The sequence below is a fragment of the Acinetobacter sp. FDAARGOS_724 genome, assembly GCF_013364475.1.
Classification (GTDB): domain Bacteria; phylum Pseudomonadota; class Gammaproteobacteria; order Pseudomonadales; family Moraxellaceae; genus Acinetobacter; species Acinetobacter variabilis.
Map to the genome: position 1 here is coordinate 2665630 of NZ_CP054908.1, position 18073 is coordinate 2683702.

An 18073-nucleotide genomic window follows, 5' to 3' on the forward strand; every position below is an offset into this window, starting at 1 on the left:
ATACAGCGCAAAGATTACAAATTGGTAATCTGATTGTCATCCATGGGCCTCAATTATTTGATTATGATCTTCTCAATTTCTATATGATTGAACATTATCATGATAAGCAGATTGAATCAGAGAAAAATATTGTTATATCTAGCGAGCTTGGCGATGGTCAGCTTAAGCCATGCTGAATTAAAAACGGCCTATATTATGGACTTGAACACAGCAAACCAACTTGCTGAGAATGTCATGCAAGCTTGTCAGAAAGCCAGCAAACCCGCTGCAGTCACGGTACTGGATCAAGGCGGCAATGTTCTGGCCAGTCAACGGTATGAATCTGTCGGAATTCACAATTTAACTGCATCACAGCGTAAAGCCTTTACTGCATACTCGACTAAGACAAGTACATTGGATTTTATGCGTCATGCACAAAAGAACCCGGATGCACAGAATTTAAATACCTTGGGTGAATTGTTATTACTGGGCGGCGGGGTGCCTGTGGTTTATAAAAACCAGCTCATTGGCGCTGTTGGTGTTGCAGGCTCTGGTGGCTCTGAACAGGATCATCAGTGTGCCGTACAAGGCATTCAACATACTTTAAAACAACTTTAATTTTATCCATCTATTGAATAGGATCAAACCCATGAAAAAAATTATTTTTGGTGCTCTTCTAGCGGTGACAGCAAGCTTTTCTTTTGCACAGAATCCTTTAAGTGTGCATGTGCTGAATCAGGAAACTGGGCTGCCTTCCGCCAATGTCGCGGTGATTTTGGAAGCTCAGCAAGGTGACAAGTGGATAAAACTGAATGAGTTAAAAACAGATGCTAATGGCCGTATTAAAGAGTTTTATCCTAAAGATACTGCTTTACAGAAAGGCATCTATAAAGTGACCTTCAAAACCGGTGACTGGTTTAAGGCCAATAATCAACGCACCTTCTTCCCTGAAGTGCCTGTGGTATTTACGATTGACGGTACTCTAGAGCACTATCATATTCCCTTATTACTGAGCTCTTATGGTTATTCAACCTATCGTGGCAACTAATCCTTATTATCTATAAGCGTCATTTTCATGGCGCTTTATTTTGATGTGTAAAACAGCTGCATTTTATCATTCATCTGGCTTTCGCTTGTTATTTATCTCCTGAAATGCTATTTATGATTCACATAATTATTATTTTTAAAATAAAGTGTATCTAAAAAGGAGTTTTGCAATGGATCAGCAAGTGAATCAAATGTTTAACCAGGACCGATTAATTCAGTATCTCGGTGCACATCTAATTTCCTATAACCACAATCATGCGAAGATTGAACTTAAAGTGACTGAACAACATTTACAGGGACATCAAACCTGTAACGGCGCTGTGATTTTTGCATTAGCTGATGCTGCATTTGCCATTGCCTGCAATACCGGCGAACACCCAGCAGTCGGCCAACATTGCGGGATTCATTATTTAAAACCAGCTTTGTTAGGTGATACCCTTATCGCCATAGCTGAACATAAGGCCAGTAGCGGTCGTAGTGGTATTTACGATATTCAGATCCTGAATCAGAAAGATCAAATCGTGGCTGAATTCCGTGGAACTTCACGACTGATCATTAAATAAATCATCTAAAAAACCCAATAAAAAACCGCTGTCTTAACAGCGGTTTTTTTAATAGCAACATTCTGATTAAGCTTTCAACCATTTCTCGGCTTTAGCTTGATCTTCAACTTTTAACTCAACCTCAGTCAGTTCAGAACCACCATTTTGAACTTCAAAAGTCATCAGCTCATCACGACGGAATGCATGGACAGTATACGTACCTTCCTGTTTCGCATATTTCTCGACAAGTTTCGTCGTTGCTTTAAGGCCATCAATCGCTACAATTACATCATTCGCTGAAAGGCCCGCTTTCACCCCTGCTCCATCACGACGTGCAGACTGAACCAGCACACCTTCAGGCTTATCTGCAAGTTTCAAACCAAATGGTAATGACTTGTCATTTTTCAGCGTATAGCTCACGCCAAATTCAGGTAGTAACTGATCTAAAGGCAATTCATCTGTGGTATTGATCAAATGATTGATCTGTTCTAACCAGTTATCACCTGTCAATTCCTGACATAACTCAAAGATAGTCCGTTCATTGACCTGAATGCCATTTTGCGTATTTTCATAAAGCTTACGCATCAAAGCGTCCAGACTTGAGCCACGCAGACGGAGACCTAGATCAAGACACAATGCGACTAAACAGCCTTTATTGTAGTAGCTTGTACCGGCATTGTTTGAGTTTTCATCCTGACGATAGAATTTCACCCAGGCATCAAAGCTAGACTCAGATACTGACTGGATAAAACGTCCCGGGTTTTGCAAATAGCGATCAATCTGCGCTTTCAGCAATGCAATATAAGATTCCTGATTGATCACACCACTACGTAGCAGAATCAGGTCGTCATAATAAGACGTAAACCCTTCAAAGATCCAAAGCAAAGAGGTATAGCCTTCTTTGTTCAGGTCATAATTCACGAAGTTTTCTGGACGAATAAATTTAACTAACCATGAATGGAAATACTCATGACTACATAGACCAAGGAAACGCTGATAATCTTTCGATGGCTCTTCAGGCTCATCTGCTTTAGGGAAGTCATCACGCGGTGTAATCAGACTGGTTGAGTTCGGATGCTCCAGACCACCATAGCTGTTACCGGTTGCCATAGTCATAAAGGTATAATCATTGAATGGTGCAGAACCGAACATGGAAATTTCTGTCGCACAGATTTTCTCAATATCCTGCTTCATACGCTGTTCATTCATCGCATGTTTGCCTGACACCACAAACTCATGCGGAATGCCATTGGCTTCAAAACTGAAACGGGTCTGCTCTGCCAGTTCAAACGGTGCATCAATCAGTTCAGCATAGTTTTTTGCTTTTAAGGTATAGCGACCTTTGACCAGACTTTTGGCCTGCATACCCGTCGCAAGCTGGAAATGTTTCAGCTCATCCGGCAGGAATACTTCAACTTCAATTTCTTTACGTTCCTGACCTTCCAGCCCCAAACATGCACAAGCCGGGTTCACATAGAGACGGTTTTGATCCACATATGCACCACGAACAGACAGGTCATACGCGTAGACATCGTATTCCACAGTAATCAGTTCATGATCCGTATTGAATAAACGCCATTTATTCTTTTCAAACTTCTGGATTTGTAGCTGGCGTCCATCCTCATCATAAGCCTTGACCGCCTCAATATGCTTTGAGAACTCACGAATCAAGTAACTGCCCGGAATCCAGGTCGGTAAAGAAAGGACTTGCGTTGGGTCTGCTAAAAAGCGAAGAGTTACGTGAATAAGGTGCTGACGATAATCGTCAAATTCGATTTGATAATGCAACATAATGGGCGATATAAAATACAAATAAATGAGTTATAGCTTAGCTTAGCATTTTTTAGGCCAGTATTGCTTAGCTGTCGCATTTGTCTACATTTCTGACTAGCTATCCTTTAAAAAAAGGCATAGCATGCGTGAAAATTAAATCGTTCATCGACCGGTTGGTTATTAAGGAACATCTTTGAAATACATCATCTCACTGCTTGCAGTTCTCAGCCTGTTTGTGCCTGCAATTTCATATGCTGCCCTTCTGAATATTTTGCCTGAAAGCGTTGAAGCAGAAGCCTGGACCATTCTTGACTCACAATCAGGTCAGGTCATTGCCGAACACAATGCCGATGTTCAACGTGCACCTGCTTCCCTCACCAAAATGATGGTCGCTTATATTGCACTCAAGGAAATTCAGGCAGGTAAATTGGATAAAAGTGAAGTATTAACTGCAACGCCGATTGTGAAAACAGTGATGTGGGATGAGTCACAAATGTACCTGAAAGAAGGTGAGCAGATTTCGATTGATCAGCTTCTAGCAGGCCTGATTATCATGTCGGCGAATGATGCTGCTGTGACATTGGCAGAAAAAATTTCAGGTGATATTCCAAGCTTTGTCGAGCGAATGAATCGGGAAGCAAAAGCTTTGGGCATGGTACATACCCATTTCCAGAATCCGGCCGGCATTACCATGCCTGAGCACTATTCTACTGTAGCCGATCTGGCGCGTTTGTCGGCAGCTGTGGTCAACCAGACTCCAGACTATCTGTATTATTCCAAGCAGCCAAGTTTTAGCTATAACAACCATTTTCACCGCGCCACTAACCGCGTGTTGCAAGTGGACCCAAGCGTGGACGGTTTAAAAACGGGCTTCACTCGCGCAGCCGGCTATAACCTGGCGCTTACCGCCAATCGTCCGACTTATGATATGGAACTGCCCCATCGTCGTTTGATTGTGGTAGTTCTAGGGACTAAAAGTGCTGCCAAACGTGCTGAAGTGTCGCATAAGTTGATGAATCTGGCGTATACCTATACTCGTAATGAAGTCGCCATTAAAGACAAACAGTTACTGGCTGAATTACCGGTGATCAAATCGACTTTAAAAATGTTTAAGGTAGAGACCAAACAGCCGCAGATTATTACGACCTCTTTATATGATCAGAATTATGCCATTGACCTGAACCAGTTCGATCAAAACCATCAACGAGTGATGTTGAATACAGGTGATGGTGTAATGCAAAGCATTGAACCGCTACATGAAACCCAGACCCATATTAATGTAGAAATGAATGCTTCTGAACTGATTGCACCTATGGCCAAAGTGATGCCATTGGCGACGATTCATGTCTATCAGAATAATCAGCTTATTCGTACCATCCAGATTGAAGATATGGTTGAGCTTGAAGAAGCAGGTTTCTTCCAGAAATTCTTAAGCTGGTTATCCAGCTTCTTTGGCATCTTTGCAGAAAGTGCACCAAGTGCCAAACTCTATCCAATCCAGAAATAAGCGCTGAATACAGTTAGAAGGCCTCTCATTTGTCTTCTAACTCCCTCCATAGATTTCTTCCTTTCCTCTCGTCAATTTTACCTCCCCTGACATAATTGCTACGTTTTGTAATTTGTATAACAATTCTAATCAAGACGGCCTGCTGCCCATGCCATAGTATATTTGGTCTAAATTTCTCTTATTTTTATTAGAAAAATAAATAGGTTAATAATATATGACAGCACATCGAATCGTAATTGTAGGTGGTGGCGCAGGTGGATTGGAGCTGGCTACTCAATTGGGCGAAACCTTAGGCAAGAGTGGCAAAGCACATATCACCCTAGTAGATCAGAAACTGACGCATATCTGGAAACCCTTATTGCATGAAATTGCTGCAGGTACGCTTAATCCGCATGCAGAAGAAACCAATTATTTTAGTCATGCTGCAGCTCATCATTATCACTTTGTGCTGGGAACATTTATTGATCTGGATCGTGAGGCTAAAGAAATTATTCTGGAAACAGATTATTTTTCTAAAAAAGCTCAGCCTAAACAGAAGAAACAGATCAGCTATGACACGCTAGTGTTAGCACTAGGTTCCACTTCCAATGATTTTAATACGGAAGGTGTTGCCCAATACTGTCATTTTCTCGACAGCCGCCAGCAGGCCGATGTCTTCCAGCAGGATCTGCTACATCTTTATCTCAATGCTCAAAATCAAACCTCTTCCCGTGAGCTTAAAATTGCCATCATTGGGGCTGGTGCGACTGGTGTAGAACTGGCTGCCGAGCTGGTGATCGCCAAACAAAACTTTTTTAAATATGGTCTGAACAAAATTGATCCAAATAAAGTCAAAATCACTTTGATTGAAGCCGCTGATCGGATCTTACCTGCACTGTCTGAGAAAATGGCTGAACACACCATGGAGCAACTCGATCGTCTAGGTATTGAGGTATTAACCAGTCATAGGGTCGCTAAAGTCGATGAAGACCAGATTTACTTTGCTGATGATTCAAGCCTCGAAGCAGAAATTAAAGTCTGGGCTGCTGGAATTAAAGCACCTGAAGTTCTGGCAAAACTTAAAGAGCTGGAAAAAGACAACATTAATCGCCTAAAAGTTTATGCAACTCTGCAAACTCTGTCAGACCCGGATATTTTCGTTTTTGGTGATTGTGCTCACTGTCAGCCTGAAGCAGATCAACCAGCTTTAGGCCCTCGTGCACAGGTCGCCAGCCAGCAGGCCGCTTTTCTGGTCAGAGCCTTAAAAGCACGCATTAATGGCGAAAGCTATTTACCGATGTTCAAGTTTTCTGACAAAGGCTCATTAGTGTCTTTAAGTCAAAACAGTGCTGTCGGTGAATTATTGGGTCAGGTCAATGTTCAAGGCTTTGTCGCGAAATCCATGTATGTATCCCTGTACCGGATTCATCAGGCCACCATTCATGGCTATGCCCATGCTGGCCTGTTAACTGCCAAAGACTTTGTTACACGAAAAATTGCACCCAAGCTGAAATTGCATTGAAATTGTAAATATTGTCCTCATATATGAAAAAATCATCATTAAACATGTCAAATTGCATTTTTTTGCTATTTTTAGTCTACAAAAATACAATTTCACTTTATGATGTACCCTTAAAAAATTGAATGGATCAATTAATATGACTGCTATTGCAAATAACCTCGTGGTTTCTTTCCACTACACATTGACTAACGCAGAGGGCGAAACTCTCGACAAATCTCAAGGTGAACCACTTGCCTATTTGCACGGTGCAGGTAACATCATCCCTGGTTTAGAAAAAGCTTTAGAAGGCAAAACTGTTGGTGAAAAATTCACTGTAAATGTTCCTGCTGCTGAAGGTTATGGCGAATATAACCCAGAGCTAGTGCAAGAAGTGCCTAAACAAATGTTCCAAGGCGTAGACAACATCCAGGCAGGCATGCAGTTCCAAGCACAAACTGATGACGGCGTTCAAATCGTAACTGTTAAAGCAGTTGAAGGTGACAACGTAGTTGTTGATGCTAACTTCCCGCTTGCTGGTCAAGATTTAACTTTCGAAGTTGAAATCGTGTCTATCCGTGAACCTTCTCAAGAAGAACTTGATCACGGTCACGTACACGGTGCAGGTGGTCACCACCACTAAGACTTCCCGGTCTTTAGTATAAAAAGGCAAAGTGAAAACTTTGCCTTTTTTATTGCCTTAAGATTTTAAATATAAAAAAGCAGGACTACTACCCTGCTTTTCATCATTAAAATCGCGAATCACTCAAATTACGCAATCATTAACGTTTGTTATAGATCTGCATTGCTGCTGGCAGATTTTGACGCATTGCTGCGATACGTTGACTGTTCGATGGGTGAGTAGACAGGAAAGTCACGCCAGTGCTACCACCTTCAAGCTTGTTCATTTTTTCCCAAAGAGTAATCGCTGCATTCGGATTATAGCCAGCACGCGCCATTAAGGTTAAACCACCTTGGTCCGCACGACTTTCCAGGTTACGTGAGTAAGGCAAGCCGATACCAATCTGGCTACCCAATTGTGCTACTGCAGCACCACCTTGTCCTACGCCCGCTGCATTTAAACCAATACCCAATGCCAGATCAGTCAGGGCTTGTGCACCAAGTTTCTGTTTCGCATGCTCTTCCAGGGCATGGACCATTTCATGACCCATAATGGCTGCAATTTCAGCATCGGTCAGATTCAGCTTGTTCACGATACCGGTATAGAACACCACTTTACCACCAGGTGCCACAAAAGCGTTGACCTGATCAGATTTCAATACAGCCAACTGCCATTGGAATGCAGTACCTGTCTGGTTCAGCTGGTTGGCATAAGGTTTTAAACGGTTAAAAACAGCATTAATACGACTATATGTCGCTGAACTGGTATCCAGCTGGCCTTTCGCTTTAGCGTCTGCCACCATGGCATTGTAGCTTTGGCTGGCTGAAGCATTTAAAGTCGCTGTATCTGCACCTGCAATATCGGCAATAGTTGTACAACCAGACAAAGTAATGGCTGCGGCTGCACCCATACCTAACAAGAATTTATTTTTCATTATAGTGACTCCACCATAAGCAAAAGGTTAATTTACATTGTAAAAAATTATAAGTTAAAGGCCGGAGCAACTAAATGTACAATTACTTCATCTTGTTATATTTTATGTAATTTTAACCCCAATACTGTATCGCAAGCCAATAAATCAGACAGACAATATTTAAACCTAAATATAAATGACACAAAGGTTTAATTTTTTCTTCTAAAATTTCACTTTTACGCTTAAAAAATAGAAAAGCATTCTGCAGCAAGATGACCGGTACCAATACACAGGCAATGATCACGCTCAAGCCAATGAATGCCCCATAAATAATGTCAGGATCCTGAGTTTGGGCACGGATGATCAGCATCGCAATGGTCGGTGCGCCACCCATCGCGAATAACAAGGAATAGAACATCGTTCCCGATATATTTTTATGCATCCTGCATACTCATATTTTATTTTGTTTTATTCTAACAAGCGCTATGCCACTGCACAGCACTTGCCGTTAAGACTTTAGTCCTGAATTTCGAAATTATTTCTTAGTCTTGTATACCGTCATCGCTTCAGGCATCAGCTGTTGCAAGGCTGCAATTCGGTCATCATTCGTTGGATGCGTAGAAGTAAATTTATTCAGGACACTATTACCACGGCTGTCTTGTGCATTCATTTTTTGCCACAACGTAATCGCTGCATTCGGGTTATAGCCTGCTCGTGCCATTAGCATGAGACCGCCTTTATCGGCACGGCTTTCCAGATTACGTGAGAACGGCAAGCCCACACCAAATTGAGCCCCTATATCCAGCAGTAGCCCACCATAACCACCAGCAGACTGCCCGACGTACTTGCTACCGATACTTACTGCCAGATCAGTAAGTGCTTGCCTTGCGCTCCTACCTTATTCTTAGAATGTTCCTCAAGCGCATGTACCATTTCATGCCCCATGATGGCAGCAACTTCATCATCTGTGAGTTTTAGTGTATCGACAATGCCCGTATAGAACACCACCTTGCCACCTGGTGCAACATAAGCATTAATCTCGTTGGATTTAATCACCGCCACTTGCCAGTCAAACTTCTGACCAGTCTGATTCAGTTGATCTGCATACGGCTTCATTTTCAGAAAAACCCGATTTACTTTTTTATAGGTGGCAGAAGTCATATCCAGAATCTGTTTCTGCTTGGCCTCTGTCAGCATCTGATTATAGCTTTGTGCTGCACTCAGATTTAATGTGGCTGAATCAGCCCCCATCAGATCTGCAACCGTAGTACACCCCGTTAATGTGGTCGCAATGACCATCCCCACCAATAATTTTTTATATTTCATGACCTTCTCAAATATATAAGGTCAAAACATCATAAAGAATCCAAACAGGTTTTCAATCATTTTTATAAGTTCGTTCAAATAAAAAAACCCTGTGAAATCACAGGGTTTTTATCATTTTTAGCTTAAGCGATTAAGCATCAAACGGATGGCGAAGAATAATGGTTTCTTCACGGTCTGGGCCAGTTGAAATGATGTCGATTGGACATTCAATCAATTGTTCAAGACGTTTCACATAGTTAATCGCCGCTTGTGGCAATTGATCTAGTGATTTCGCCCCAAAAGTAGATTCTTTCCAGCCTGGCATAGTTTCGTAGATCGGTTTTAAAGTTTCGAATGCAAGCGCATCAGAAGAACCAACACAGCCAGAATCAGCAGCTTCGTAACCTACACAGATTTTCACTTCTTCTAAACCGTCAAGAACGTCAAGTTTAGTCAAGCAAATACCAGACAGTGAGTTCACTTCTACTGAACGACGCAGGATTTCAGCATCGAACCAACCACAACGGCGTTGACGGCCAGTAGACGCACCAAATTCTGAACCTACAGTACCCAGGTGTTTACCAATTGCATCACCTGTATCTGTTGCAGCGTCATACACCAACTCAGTTGGGAATGGACCTGAACCTACACGAGTGGTATATGCTTTAGTAATACCAAGAACATAGTCAAGGTGTAATGGACCAAGACCTGAACCTGAACTTACGCCACCAGCAGTTGTGTTTGAAGAAGTCACGTACGGGTATGTACCGTGGTCAACGTCAAGCAATGAACCTTGCGCACCTTCGAACATGATTTTCTTGCCAGCTTTACGGTAAGCGTGAAGTTCACCAGTTACGTCCATAACCATAGGCTCGATCACTTTGCGCCATTCGTCGCAAAGCGCAAGTACGTCTTCAACTTTAACTGCTTCAACACCGAAGAATTGAGTCAATTGGAAGTTATGGTATTCAAGCAATTCTTCAAGCTGAGCTTTCAGATGTTCGCCACCACGCACCAGGTCAGCAACACGGATTGCACGACGCGCCACTTTATCTTCATAAGCAGGCCCGATCCCACGACCAGTTGTACCAATTTTCGCATTACCACGTTTTTTCTCACGAGCTTGGTCAAGTGCGATGTGGTGCGGAAGAATCAATGGACAGTTTGGAGAAATGCGTAGACGTTCACGTACTGGCACGCCTTCTTTTTCAAGAATATCCATCTCTTTGATGAGCGCTTCAGGTGAAAGAACCACACCATTACCAATTAAGCACAATACGTTTTCACGTAAAATACCTGATGGAATGAGGTGTAATACAGTTTTCTTACCACCAACCACGAGAGTATGACCTGCGTTATGTCCGCCTTGATAACGAACTACTGCAGCCGCTTGATCTGTGAGCAGGTCGACGATCTTACCCTTACCTTCGTCGCCCCATTGGGTACCAAGTACCACAACATTCTTGCCCATAATAGCCTCATTACATCATGCTGTTAAAGTTGAAAGTCCCACTCAGCGACATGAACACTGAGTAAAACAATTAAAGCGATTAAATCGTTTTGATGGTCCACTCACCGTCCACATTCACCAGCTGGTGAGTTGCATACGGTACCGAGTTTAAATCATCATTACCTAATAACTGAATTACACTTAAGCCTTGTGCACGGGTTGCCTGAATCGCATTTAATAATGCAGCATCTGTACCCTTTGGTGCTACCACAACTTTAGCTGTAGCAAACTTGCCTGCACTTAAAGCATATAAGTCACAGGAGAAACCGGTTGCCGGACGTGCACGACCGAAATGCTCACCAATACCATCATAACGGCCACCTTGTGCCAGTGCAGCAGCACGGTTCGGTGCATAAACGGCATACATCAGGCCGGTGTGATAATGGTATGAACGTAACTCGACGACATCAATCCCAATATGCAGATTCGGCCAACGTGCCTGAACTTCATTTTTGGTGGTTTGCAGTGCATCAAATGCCTGTTTGAAGGCTGGATTTTCTAATACTTCAGTACTTAAATTCGTTTTTAAGGCATCCAGGTCACTTGCAAAACGGCCAAGCGTATAGAAGTCTGATCCAAACTTAAGATTTGCAGTAAATTCAGCCAGTTCTGGCAATGCTTTACGTTGATAAAGATCAGACAATTGGCGTTCGGTTGCTTTACTTAAACCGGCTTGTACAATCAGACTACGGAACAGCCCCACATGACCTAAGTCAAGGTGGATACTGTCGGCCAGACCTGCTTCCTGAATCAGGCTGATCATCAGGTCAACCATTTCCACGTCAGCATCAATGCTGTCAGAACCAAATAATTCTGCACCCAATTGCAATGGTGCACGTGTGGTATTAAATCCTTGAGGTTTCGTATGTAAAACCGTACCCGCATAACAATAACGAGCCACACCTTCCACTGGATGTACATGCGCATCGATACGAGCCACTTGTGGTGTCATATCGGCACGCACACCAAGCAAACGGCCAGACAGCTGATCGATCACTTTAAAAGTGGCTAAGTCTAAATCCTGATTCGATTCTGAGAGAGAAGATAGAGATTCAATGTATTCAATAAATGGCGTGTACACCAGCTGATAACCTCGAGATGCGAGGAAATCCAGTGATTGACGGCGCAGGCTTTCGATGACTTGCGCTTGTTCTGGTAATACATCAGCTACACCATCAGGTAATAACCATGTCTCTGAAATGGGCATGTTGTAAACCTAAATTCTTGTCAGCGCGGAATAAACCGCATAAAAAAATCGGGAGCACACCCGATTTCTCCTAGTCTAGCACGATCGTTTAGGCTGTGCATCGCAATTTTGATAATTTTCTCTGACTGAACAAAGGACTTAGATAGATAAACCAAATCATCTCCCTCTTATCAAGAGAAAATAGGCTGAATAAAATTTAATAACCAACATATCAAATTGATTTTCTAATATATTTCCCCAACCAAAACAATGACGAAAAATTTATTCTTGATTCAATCCTCATCTATCCAAGGGTAAAAATTTATAAAATATCAGTACTAGATGCTTAAAAATAATCCTATACAAAAACCCAATGTGGAGACTTAAATGACCAAGAAAACAGCATCATTCTGGTAGAGTTTAAAGGGACTGCAAAGACTCCGGTATTTCTTATAAACTTTCTTTCTCCTTCTAGAATAAAACCCGATCATCTCATGCCTCCCTTTCAGCCACGTATAACGCCTTCTGATGCCACTCCTCTGAGTGAGTTTCAGCGTGGTGTGAAAGACTGCATACCTTTATTATTGGGTGTAATTCCTCTGGCACTGGTCTTGGGTGCAACAGCAGCACAAAAAGATTTTAGCCTGCTTGAGTTTCCCTTGCTGACCGGGCTGAACTTTGCGGGTGGTTCCGAGTTTGCAGTTTTAGAAGCTTGGACTGATTCACCGCATCTTCTTACCTTGATCTTTATTACTTTTCTCATTAACAGCCGCTATATTCTGCTCGGTGCCAGTCTGGTGCCTTATTTAAGACATCATCCAAATCGAAAAGTCTTTCCGGCATTATTCTTTATGGTCGATGAAAGCTGGGCCTTAAGCCTGACAGATGCACAGCTTCGACTGGCATAGTTTGGATATCAACATGCTTTTAGTCTGCCTTATTATGCCGGGCTATGTATTGTTCTTTATCTGGCTTGGGTCGGCTTTACCACTTTAGGTGCTTTGGTTGGGCCGGTGTTAAGAGATATTCACTATTTTGGTTTTGATATGGCTTTCCCAGCCATTATGCTGATCTTACTGAAAGGTATGTGGAAAGGTTTTACTGAAGCCAGACCTTGGCTAATCAGTTTAATTTTTGCTGCTCTGACTTATAGCTATCTGCCAGGCAACTGGTATGTGCTGATTGGTGCGCTTGCTGGCATTGCCGCTGCCTTCTGGCTAATTCAGGAGAATGAAGCATGATCCAGATGAGCACTTTTATCGCAATCTTATTGGTGGCGCTAACGACTTACTGCACCCGGATACTTGGCTATGTCCTACTCAAAAATAAAACTTTGAGCAAACGTCAGCGTAAAATTCTGGAAGTGATTCCAGGCTGTGTACTGATTTCGATGATCGCCCCATATTTTTTACGAGATGATCCGGCTGATCTGGTAGCCATAATGGTGACACTATTCGTTGCATCACGCTTTGGCATGCTGCCGACCATTTTGATTAGCATGGCCTCGGCAGCTATTTTAAGAACCTTACTGGTTTAAATCCTTTATATAAGGCTAAACCAGCATGAAAAGGTCTTATGACTTTGGTTCTATTACTTTAGCGAGCAGATTTACCAGTTCTGCATTTTGCAGCTCAACTTTTTGCAGTTTAGCCGTAGTCTGATCCAGTACTTCCTGCTGAACATGCATTTTTTTCGCCAGATCCTGCATAATTTCCAAGGTCTTTTTTAAATTTTCTTCCAGATACGCCACTTTTTCCTCAACTGGCACGCCTTCCACACTTTGTGAACTCTCATTATTATTAAATTGCAGCCAGATCAAAAAAATCACAGCCAAGGTCAGTAATATTATAAATCCCCAGATCAACATCATGTGCTTGCTCTTATTCCATTTAATTATCTTTATCTTAACGAAAAAATATCCAGATCACAGAAATATTCGGCATAAATCCAGAGCTTTTCGATCAATTACGTTCAAGTTCTTATTCATTTTCTTCTAATTTTTTAATCTTGCATAAAAAAGCACCCCATTTGGGATGCTTTCAAAATAGCTTAATCTGTATAAAAGGATTCACAGAGATCCAGCAAACGGTTGGCATAACCCCATTCATTATCATACCAGGCAAATACTTTGGCCTGATGCCCCACTACCAAGGTTTGGGTCAGATCCACAATCAATGAATAAGGCGAATGATTAAAGTCTGAAGATACTAGAGGCTCATCTGTCACAGACATGATTTCAGCAAAATCCTGACGTGCAGCGTTCATTAATACTTCATTCAACTGATGATCAGTAATGGGTGACTGGGAGATAAAGGTTAAATCAATGGCCGCTACATTAATGGTTGGCACGCGAATCGAATAACCATCAATCCGGTTTTCCATCTTCGGCATTACGCGTTTTAAAGCACCCAAAGCCGAAGATGTGGTTGGAATAATATTTTGCCCAGAAGCTCGGGCACGTCTTAAATCACGATGGGCATGATCCAGTACTGACTGATCCGCTGTCACTGCGTGAATTTCAGTCATCAGTGCAGTCTCAATACCAAAGGCATCATCAATGATTTTGACTAGAGGTACCAATGCTTGCGTAGTACAAGAGACACTGGAAATAATCTGGTCACTTTCTTTGACATCACGATGGTTGACGCCATAGACAATTGCGGCATCCACTGTATCAAACGGTGCAGCACCGATAATGACCCGTTTTGCCCCGGCAGTAATATGCTGAGTCGCAGCCTCACGCGAACGGAACAGGCCGGTACATTCCAATACCACATCAATATTCAGTTCATGCCATGGCCTTTCCACCGGATTCGCCTGTCTTAACACCTGAACTTTCTGATAGGCATCGCGATAAGTGACATGCAGGTAGGCATACTCATCTTCATAAGTCAGATCAACCTGCCCCGGGAAACGACCATGAGTAGAATCATATTTAAATAGATGCAATAAGGTTTCAACGTCGGCAACGTCATTAATGGCAACGATGTCAAAATTAAAATCTTTCGGATTTTCAAACCATGCACGCAACACATTGCGTCCGATTCGTCCAAAACCATTAATTGCGATACGTTGCATCGACATTCCCTACTGCGGCATAAAACTTTGTGCGCCTATATTAATGGAATTATCCAGCTGACTGATAACTATTCAGCTAAATCCACTAAAAATTACACAGAATGTCCAATATTTCATCGAAAAATTCATACTTTACTTGAAGCAATCCAGTCTTTCTATCAGCGAGAATTAAGATAAATTGCTGTAATGACAATAGCTTTTGATTTTGCAGGGCATTTTTCTGATTTTTCCAATATTCATTCCTTATAGTTTTATGATCTATAAATATGAAAATCATTGGTTGAACAGGCATTTTCCGTTATAATTTGGCGTTTTTAAATATTTAAGCCCCGCATTGCAGCAGAGAACCAACCTTCTTGTCAGACTGTGATGTTTTTAGCCAAATCGGAAATTATGGAGTGACTTGGTTGTGAGTACTCGTTTTATGACATCAGCTGAAATTCGCGAAGCTTTTTTAAGCTACTTTGAATCGCAAGGGCATACACGTGTCGCGTCGAGTTCTCTGGTTCCTGCCAACGACCCAACATTATTGTTTACCAATGCTGGTATGAACCAGTTTAAAGACTGCTTCCTGGGTCTGGAAAAACGTGACTACGTTCGTGCAACATCTTCACAAAAATGTGTACGTGCAGGTGGTAAACACAACGACTTAGATAACGTTGGCTATACAGCTCGTCACCACACATTCTTTGAAATGCTGGGCAACTTCTCGTTTGGTGATTACTTCAAACGTGATGCAATTAAATTTGCCTGGGAATTCCTGACCGGCGACAAATGGCTGGCTCTGCCTAAAGACAAATTGTACGTAACTGTGTATCACACTGATGACGAAGCGTTTGATATCTGGAATAAAGAAGTTGGTCTAGATGCCAGCCGCATTATCCGCATTGGTGATAACAAAGGCGAGAAATATGCTTCTGATAACTTCTGGGCAATGGGTGACACTGGTCCTTGTGGTCCATGTTCTGAAATCTTCTATGACCACGGTGATCATATCTGGGGTGGCCTGCCTGGTACGCCTGAAGAAGATGGCGACCGTTTCATTGAAATCTGGAACAACGTCTTCATGCAGTTCAACCGAACTGCAGATGGCGTACTGCACCCTCTTCCAGCACCTTCTGTTGATACAGGTATGGGCCTTGAGCGTATTTCTGCGGTTCTACAACACGTCAATTCTAACTATGAAATCGACCTGTTTCAAAATCTATTGAAAGCTGCTGCTGAAATCATCGGTCTAGATACTTCAGACATTGAAGCGAAAGCACAAGCTGAAAACAAACCGGTTGAATACCCTGCTTCACTTAAAGTGGTTGCTGACCATGCACGTTCATGCTGCTTCCTGATTGCGGATGGCGTGAACCCTTCAAATGAAGGTCGTGGTTATGTACTGCGCCGTATTATCCGTCGTGCAGTTCGTCATGGTAACAAACTGGGTGCGACTGGTTCATTCTTCCACAAAATGCTTCAGCCTTTAATTGATGTGATGGGCGCAGCTTATCCTGAACTTGAAGCAAACAAAGCACGTATCGAAGCCGCTTTGCTGAAAGAAGAAGAACAGTTTGCTAAAACACTTGAGCAAGGTCTGAAATTGCTTGAAGGCGAATTGTCAAATCTGAAAGGTTCAGTGATTCCAGGTGAAATCGTATTCAAACTTTATGATACTTATGGCTTCCCAACTGATCTTACAGCAGATATCGCACGTGAACGTGATTTAACCATTGACGAAGCGGGCTTTGAAAAAGAAATGGCGGCTCAACGTCAACGTGCACGTGATGCAGGTAAATTCGCAATCGACTATAACAGCGTTGTTAAAGTTGAAGGCGAAACTCAGTTTGAAGGTTATGACGCAACAGCAGGCGAAGGTCGAATCATCGCGATCTACAAAGATGGCGAGCAAGTTGACGAAGTGGTTGAAGGCGACGAAGCACTGATTGTTCTGAACCAAACTCCTTTCTATGCAGAAAGCGGTGGTCAGATCGGTGATACAGGGCTCTTCAAAAACGATACTGGTATTTTCGAAGTTCAAGATACCAAAAAATCTGGTGGTGCATTCGTTCACCAAGGTATCGTGACTATGGGTAACCTTAAAGTTACTCAAAACGTTGAAGCAACGGTTAAAGCCGAGATTCGTGCTGCAACTGCTCGTAACCACTCTGCAACTCACTTGCTCCACGCTGCCCTACGTCAAATCCTGGGTTCACACGTACAGCAAAAAGGTTCATTGGTTGCTTCTGACGTATTACGTTTCGACTTTGCCAATGATCAGCCTGTAACTTTTGAACAGCTGCAAGAAATTGAACGTCTGGTAAATGCTGAAGTAATTGCCAATACGCCTGTTACGACTGAACTGCTCGACATCGAATCTGCGAAAGCCAAAGGTGCGATGATGCTGTTCGGTGAGAAATACGGTGAAGAAGTTCGCGTATTGTCTATGGGTTCAGTGATTGACGAGAAAAACTTCTCGATCGAATTGTGTGGCGGTATTCACGTTAAACGTACAGGTGACATCGGTCTGTTTAAAATCACGTCTGAAGGTGGTGTCGCAGCAGGTGTACGTCGTATTGAAGCCGTAACCGGTACTAAAGCGGTTGAAGCCGTACAGAAAGTCGATCGTGATGTTCAATATATCAATGGTTTGTTAAAAGCACAGAACCATCAAACAGTCGAAAAAGTTGAAGCTGTGGTGGACACTGCGCATCAATTGCAAAAACAGATCGAACAACTGAATCAAAAATTAGCAAGCCTACAAGCCGGTGAACTTTTAAGTCAGGTTCAAGAGCTTGCTGGTCGTAAAACACTAATCACGACTGTTCAGGGTATGGATGCGAAAGCATTGCGTAATCTGCACGACGGTGTGAAATCAAAATTAGAAAATGCAGTCATTGTTCTTGCAGGTGTAGAGGGTGACAAGGTGAGCTTGATTGCATCTGTGGCGAAAGACTTTACTGCTTCTATTAAAGCGGGTGACATCATCAAACACTTGGCTGCAGAGCTAGGTGGTAAAGGTGGTGGTAAACCTGACTTGGCACAAGGTGGCGCGCCACTTAACGAGAAGTTTGCTCCAGTGATGGCTGATTTAGCAGCTTGGCTTGAAGCAAAATAAAAACTTCATTTTGTGTAACTGACCCTGATCG

15 protein-coding genes and 2 pseudogenes are annotated in these 18073 nt (G+C 42.5%); 9 read left to right on the plus strand and 8 right to left on the minus strand.

The genetic code is table 11. The annotated features are described in order from the left end of the window. Positions 1-153 precede the first annotated feature (153 nt). From FOC32_RS13940 to paaI, 3 genes are all read left to right on the plus strand, one after another. On the plus strand, positions 154-597 hold the full coding sequence (locus tag FOC32_RS13940; RefSeq protein WP_004784161.1) for a GlcG/HbpS family heme-binding protein: 444 nt from the start codon (positions 154-156) through the stop codon (positions 595-597). A 31-nt stretch (positions 598-628) separates the two neighbouring features. Next, positions 629-1027: a hydroxyisourate hydrolase gene (gene uraH, locus FOC32_RS13945; RefSeq protein ID WP_004784162.1), complete on the plus strand. Its 399-nt coding sequence runs from the start codon at positions 629-631 to the stop codon at positions 1025-1027. A gap of 169 nt (positions 1028-1196) precedes the next feature. After that, complete coding sequence (gene paaI / locus FOC32_RS13950) at positions 1197-1589, plus strand: hydroxyphenylacetyl-CoA thioesterase PaaI (RefSeq protein WP_004784165.1); 393 nt, start codon at positions 1197-1199, stop codon at positions 1587-1589. Positions 1590-1655: 66 nt separating this feature from the next. Here paaI and FOC32_RS13955 read toward each other — a convergent pair whose 3' ends face one another. Continuing rightward, a complete protein-coding gene (locus FOC32_RS13955) occupies positions 1656-3359 on the minus strand; it encodes a M61 family metallopeptidase (protein ID WP_004784167.1) in 1704 nt (567 codons plus the stop codon). A gap of 175 nt (positions 3360-3534) precedes the next feature. Between FOC32_RS13955 and FOC32_RS13960 the strand changes: the two genes are divergently transcribed. From FOC32_RS13960 to slyD, 3 genes are all read left to right on the plus strand, one after another. Then, entirely contained in the window at positions 3535-4848 is a 1314-nt protein-coding gene (locus FOC32_RS13960; RefSeq protein WP_004784169.1) for a D-alanyl-D-alanine carboxypeptidase PBP6B, read from the plus strand. A 214-nt stretch (positions 4849-5062) separates the two neighbouring features. Next, complete coding sequence (locus FOC32_RS13965; RefSeq protein ID WP_004784170.1) at positions 5063-6349, plus strand: NAD(P)/FAD-dependent oxidoreductase; 1287 nt, start codon at positions 5063-5065, stop codon at positions 6347-6349. Between the two features lie 136 nt (positions 6350-6485). Further along, positions 6486-6968, plus strand: a complete 483-nt coding sequence (slyD, locus tag FOC32_RS13970; protein WP_004784172.1) for a peptidylprolyl isomerase — start codon at positions 6486-6488, stop codon at positions 6966-6968. A 139-nt stretch (positions 6969-7107) separates the two neighbouring features. Here the strand turns inward: slyD and FOC32_RS13975 are convergent, their stop codons facing one another. The 5 genes and pseudogenes from FOC32_RS13975 to FOC32_RS13995 all read right to left on the minus strand — a co-directional run bounded on the left by FOC32_RS13975 (position 7108) and on the right by FOC32_RS13995 (position 11882). Then, on the minus strand, positions 7108-7881 hold the full coding sequence (locus FOC32_RS13975; protein WP_004784174.1) for a M48 family metallopeptidase: 774 nt from the start codon (positions 7879-7881) through the stop codon (positions 7108-7110). Positions 7882-7993: 112 nt separating this feature from the next. Continuing rightward, positions 7994-8302, minus strand: a complete 309-nt coding sequence (locus FOC32_RS13980) for a hypothetical protein (protein WP_004784177.1) — start codon at positions 8300-8302, stop codon at positions 7994-7996. Between the two features lie 93 nt (positions 8303-8395). Further along, positions 8396-9186 (minus strand): annotated as a pseudogene (locus tag FOC32_RS13985) (M48 family metallopeptidase). A 130-nt stretch (positions 9187-9316) separates the two neighbouring features. Next, positions 9317-10636 carry an adenylosuccinate synthase gene (locus tag FOC32_RS13990; protein ID WP_004784184.1) on the minus strand — a complete coding sequence of 440 codons (1320 nt, stop codon included), beginning with the start codon at positions 10634-10636 and terminating at the stop codon, positions 9317-9319. Positions 10637-10715: 79 nt separating this feature from the next. Beyond that, a complete protein-coding gene (locus FOC32_RS13995; RefSeq protein ID WP_004784187.1) occupies positions 10716-11882 on the minus strand; it encodes an ATP phosphoribosyltransferase regulatory subunit in 1167 nt (388 codons plus the stop codon). Between the two features lie 473 nt (positions 11883-12355). Between FOC32_RS13995 and FOC32_RS14000 the strand changes: the two are divergent. Then, positions 12356-13102: pseudogene (locus tag FOC32_RS14000) on the plus strand (AzlC family ABC transporter permease). Beyond that, positions 13099-13398 (plus strand): AzlD family protein, encoded by a 300-nt coding sequence (locus FOC32_RS14005; protein ID WP_004784194.1) that lies wholly within the window; start codon positions 13099-13101, stop codon positions 13396-13398. Before FOC32_RS14000 ends, FOC32_RS14005 begins: the two are co-directional and overlap by 4 nt. A gap of 36 nt (positions 13399-13434) precedes the next feature. Here FOC32_RS14005 and FOC32_RS14010 read toward each other — a convergent pair whose 3' ends face one another. Next, a complete protein-coding gene (locus tag FOC32_RS14010) occupies positions 13435-13731 on the minus strand; it encodes a hypothetical protein (protein ID WP_004784195.1) in 297 nt (98 codons plus the stop codon). A 179-nt stretch (positions 13732-13910) separates the two neighbouring features. Further along, positions 13911-14939: a type I glyceraldehyde-3-phosphate dehydrogenase gene (locus FOC32_RS14015; protein ID WP_004784196.1), complete on the minus strand. Its 1029-nt coding sequence runs from the start codon at positions 14937-14939 to the stop codon at positions 13911-13913. Between the two features lie 409 nt (positions 14940-15348). On the opposite strand from FOC32_RS14015, the gene alaS reads away from it, so the two are divergent. Beyond that, positions 15349-18042, plus strand: coding sequence for an alanine--tRNA ligase (alaS, locus tag FOC32_RS14020; protein WP_171064812.1), 2694 nt, complete (start codon positions 15349-15351; stop codon positions 18040-18042). Positions 18043-18073: the final 31 nt, after the last annotated feature.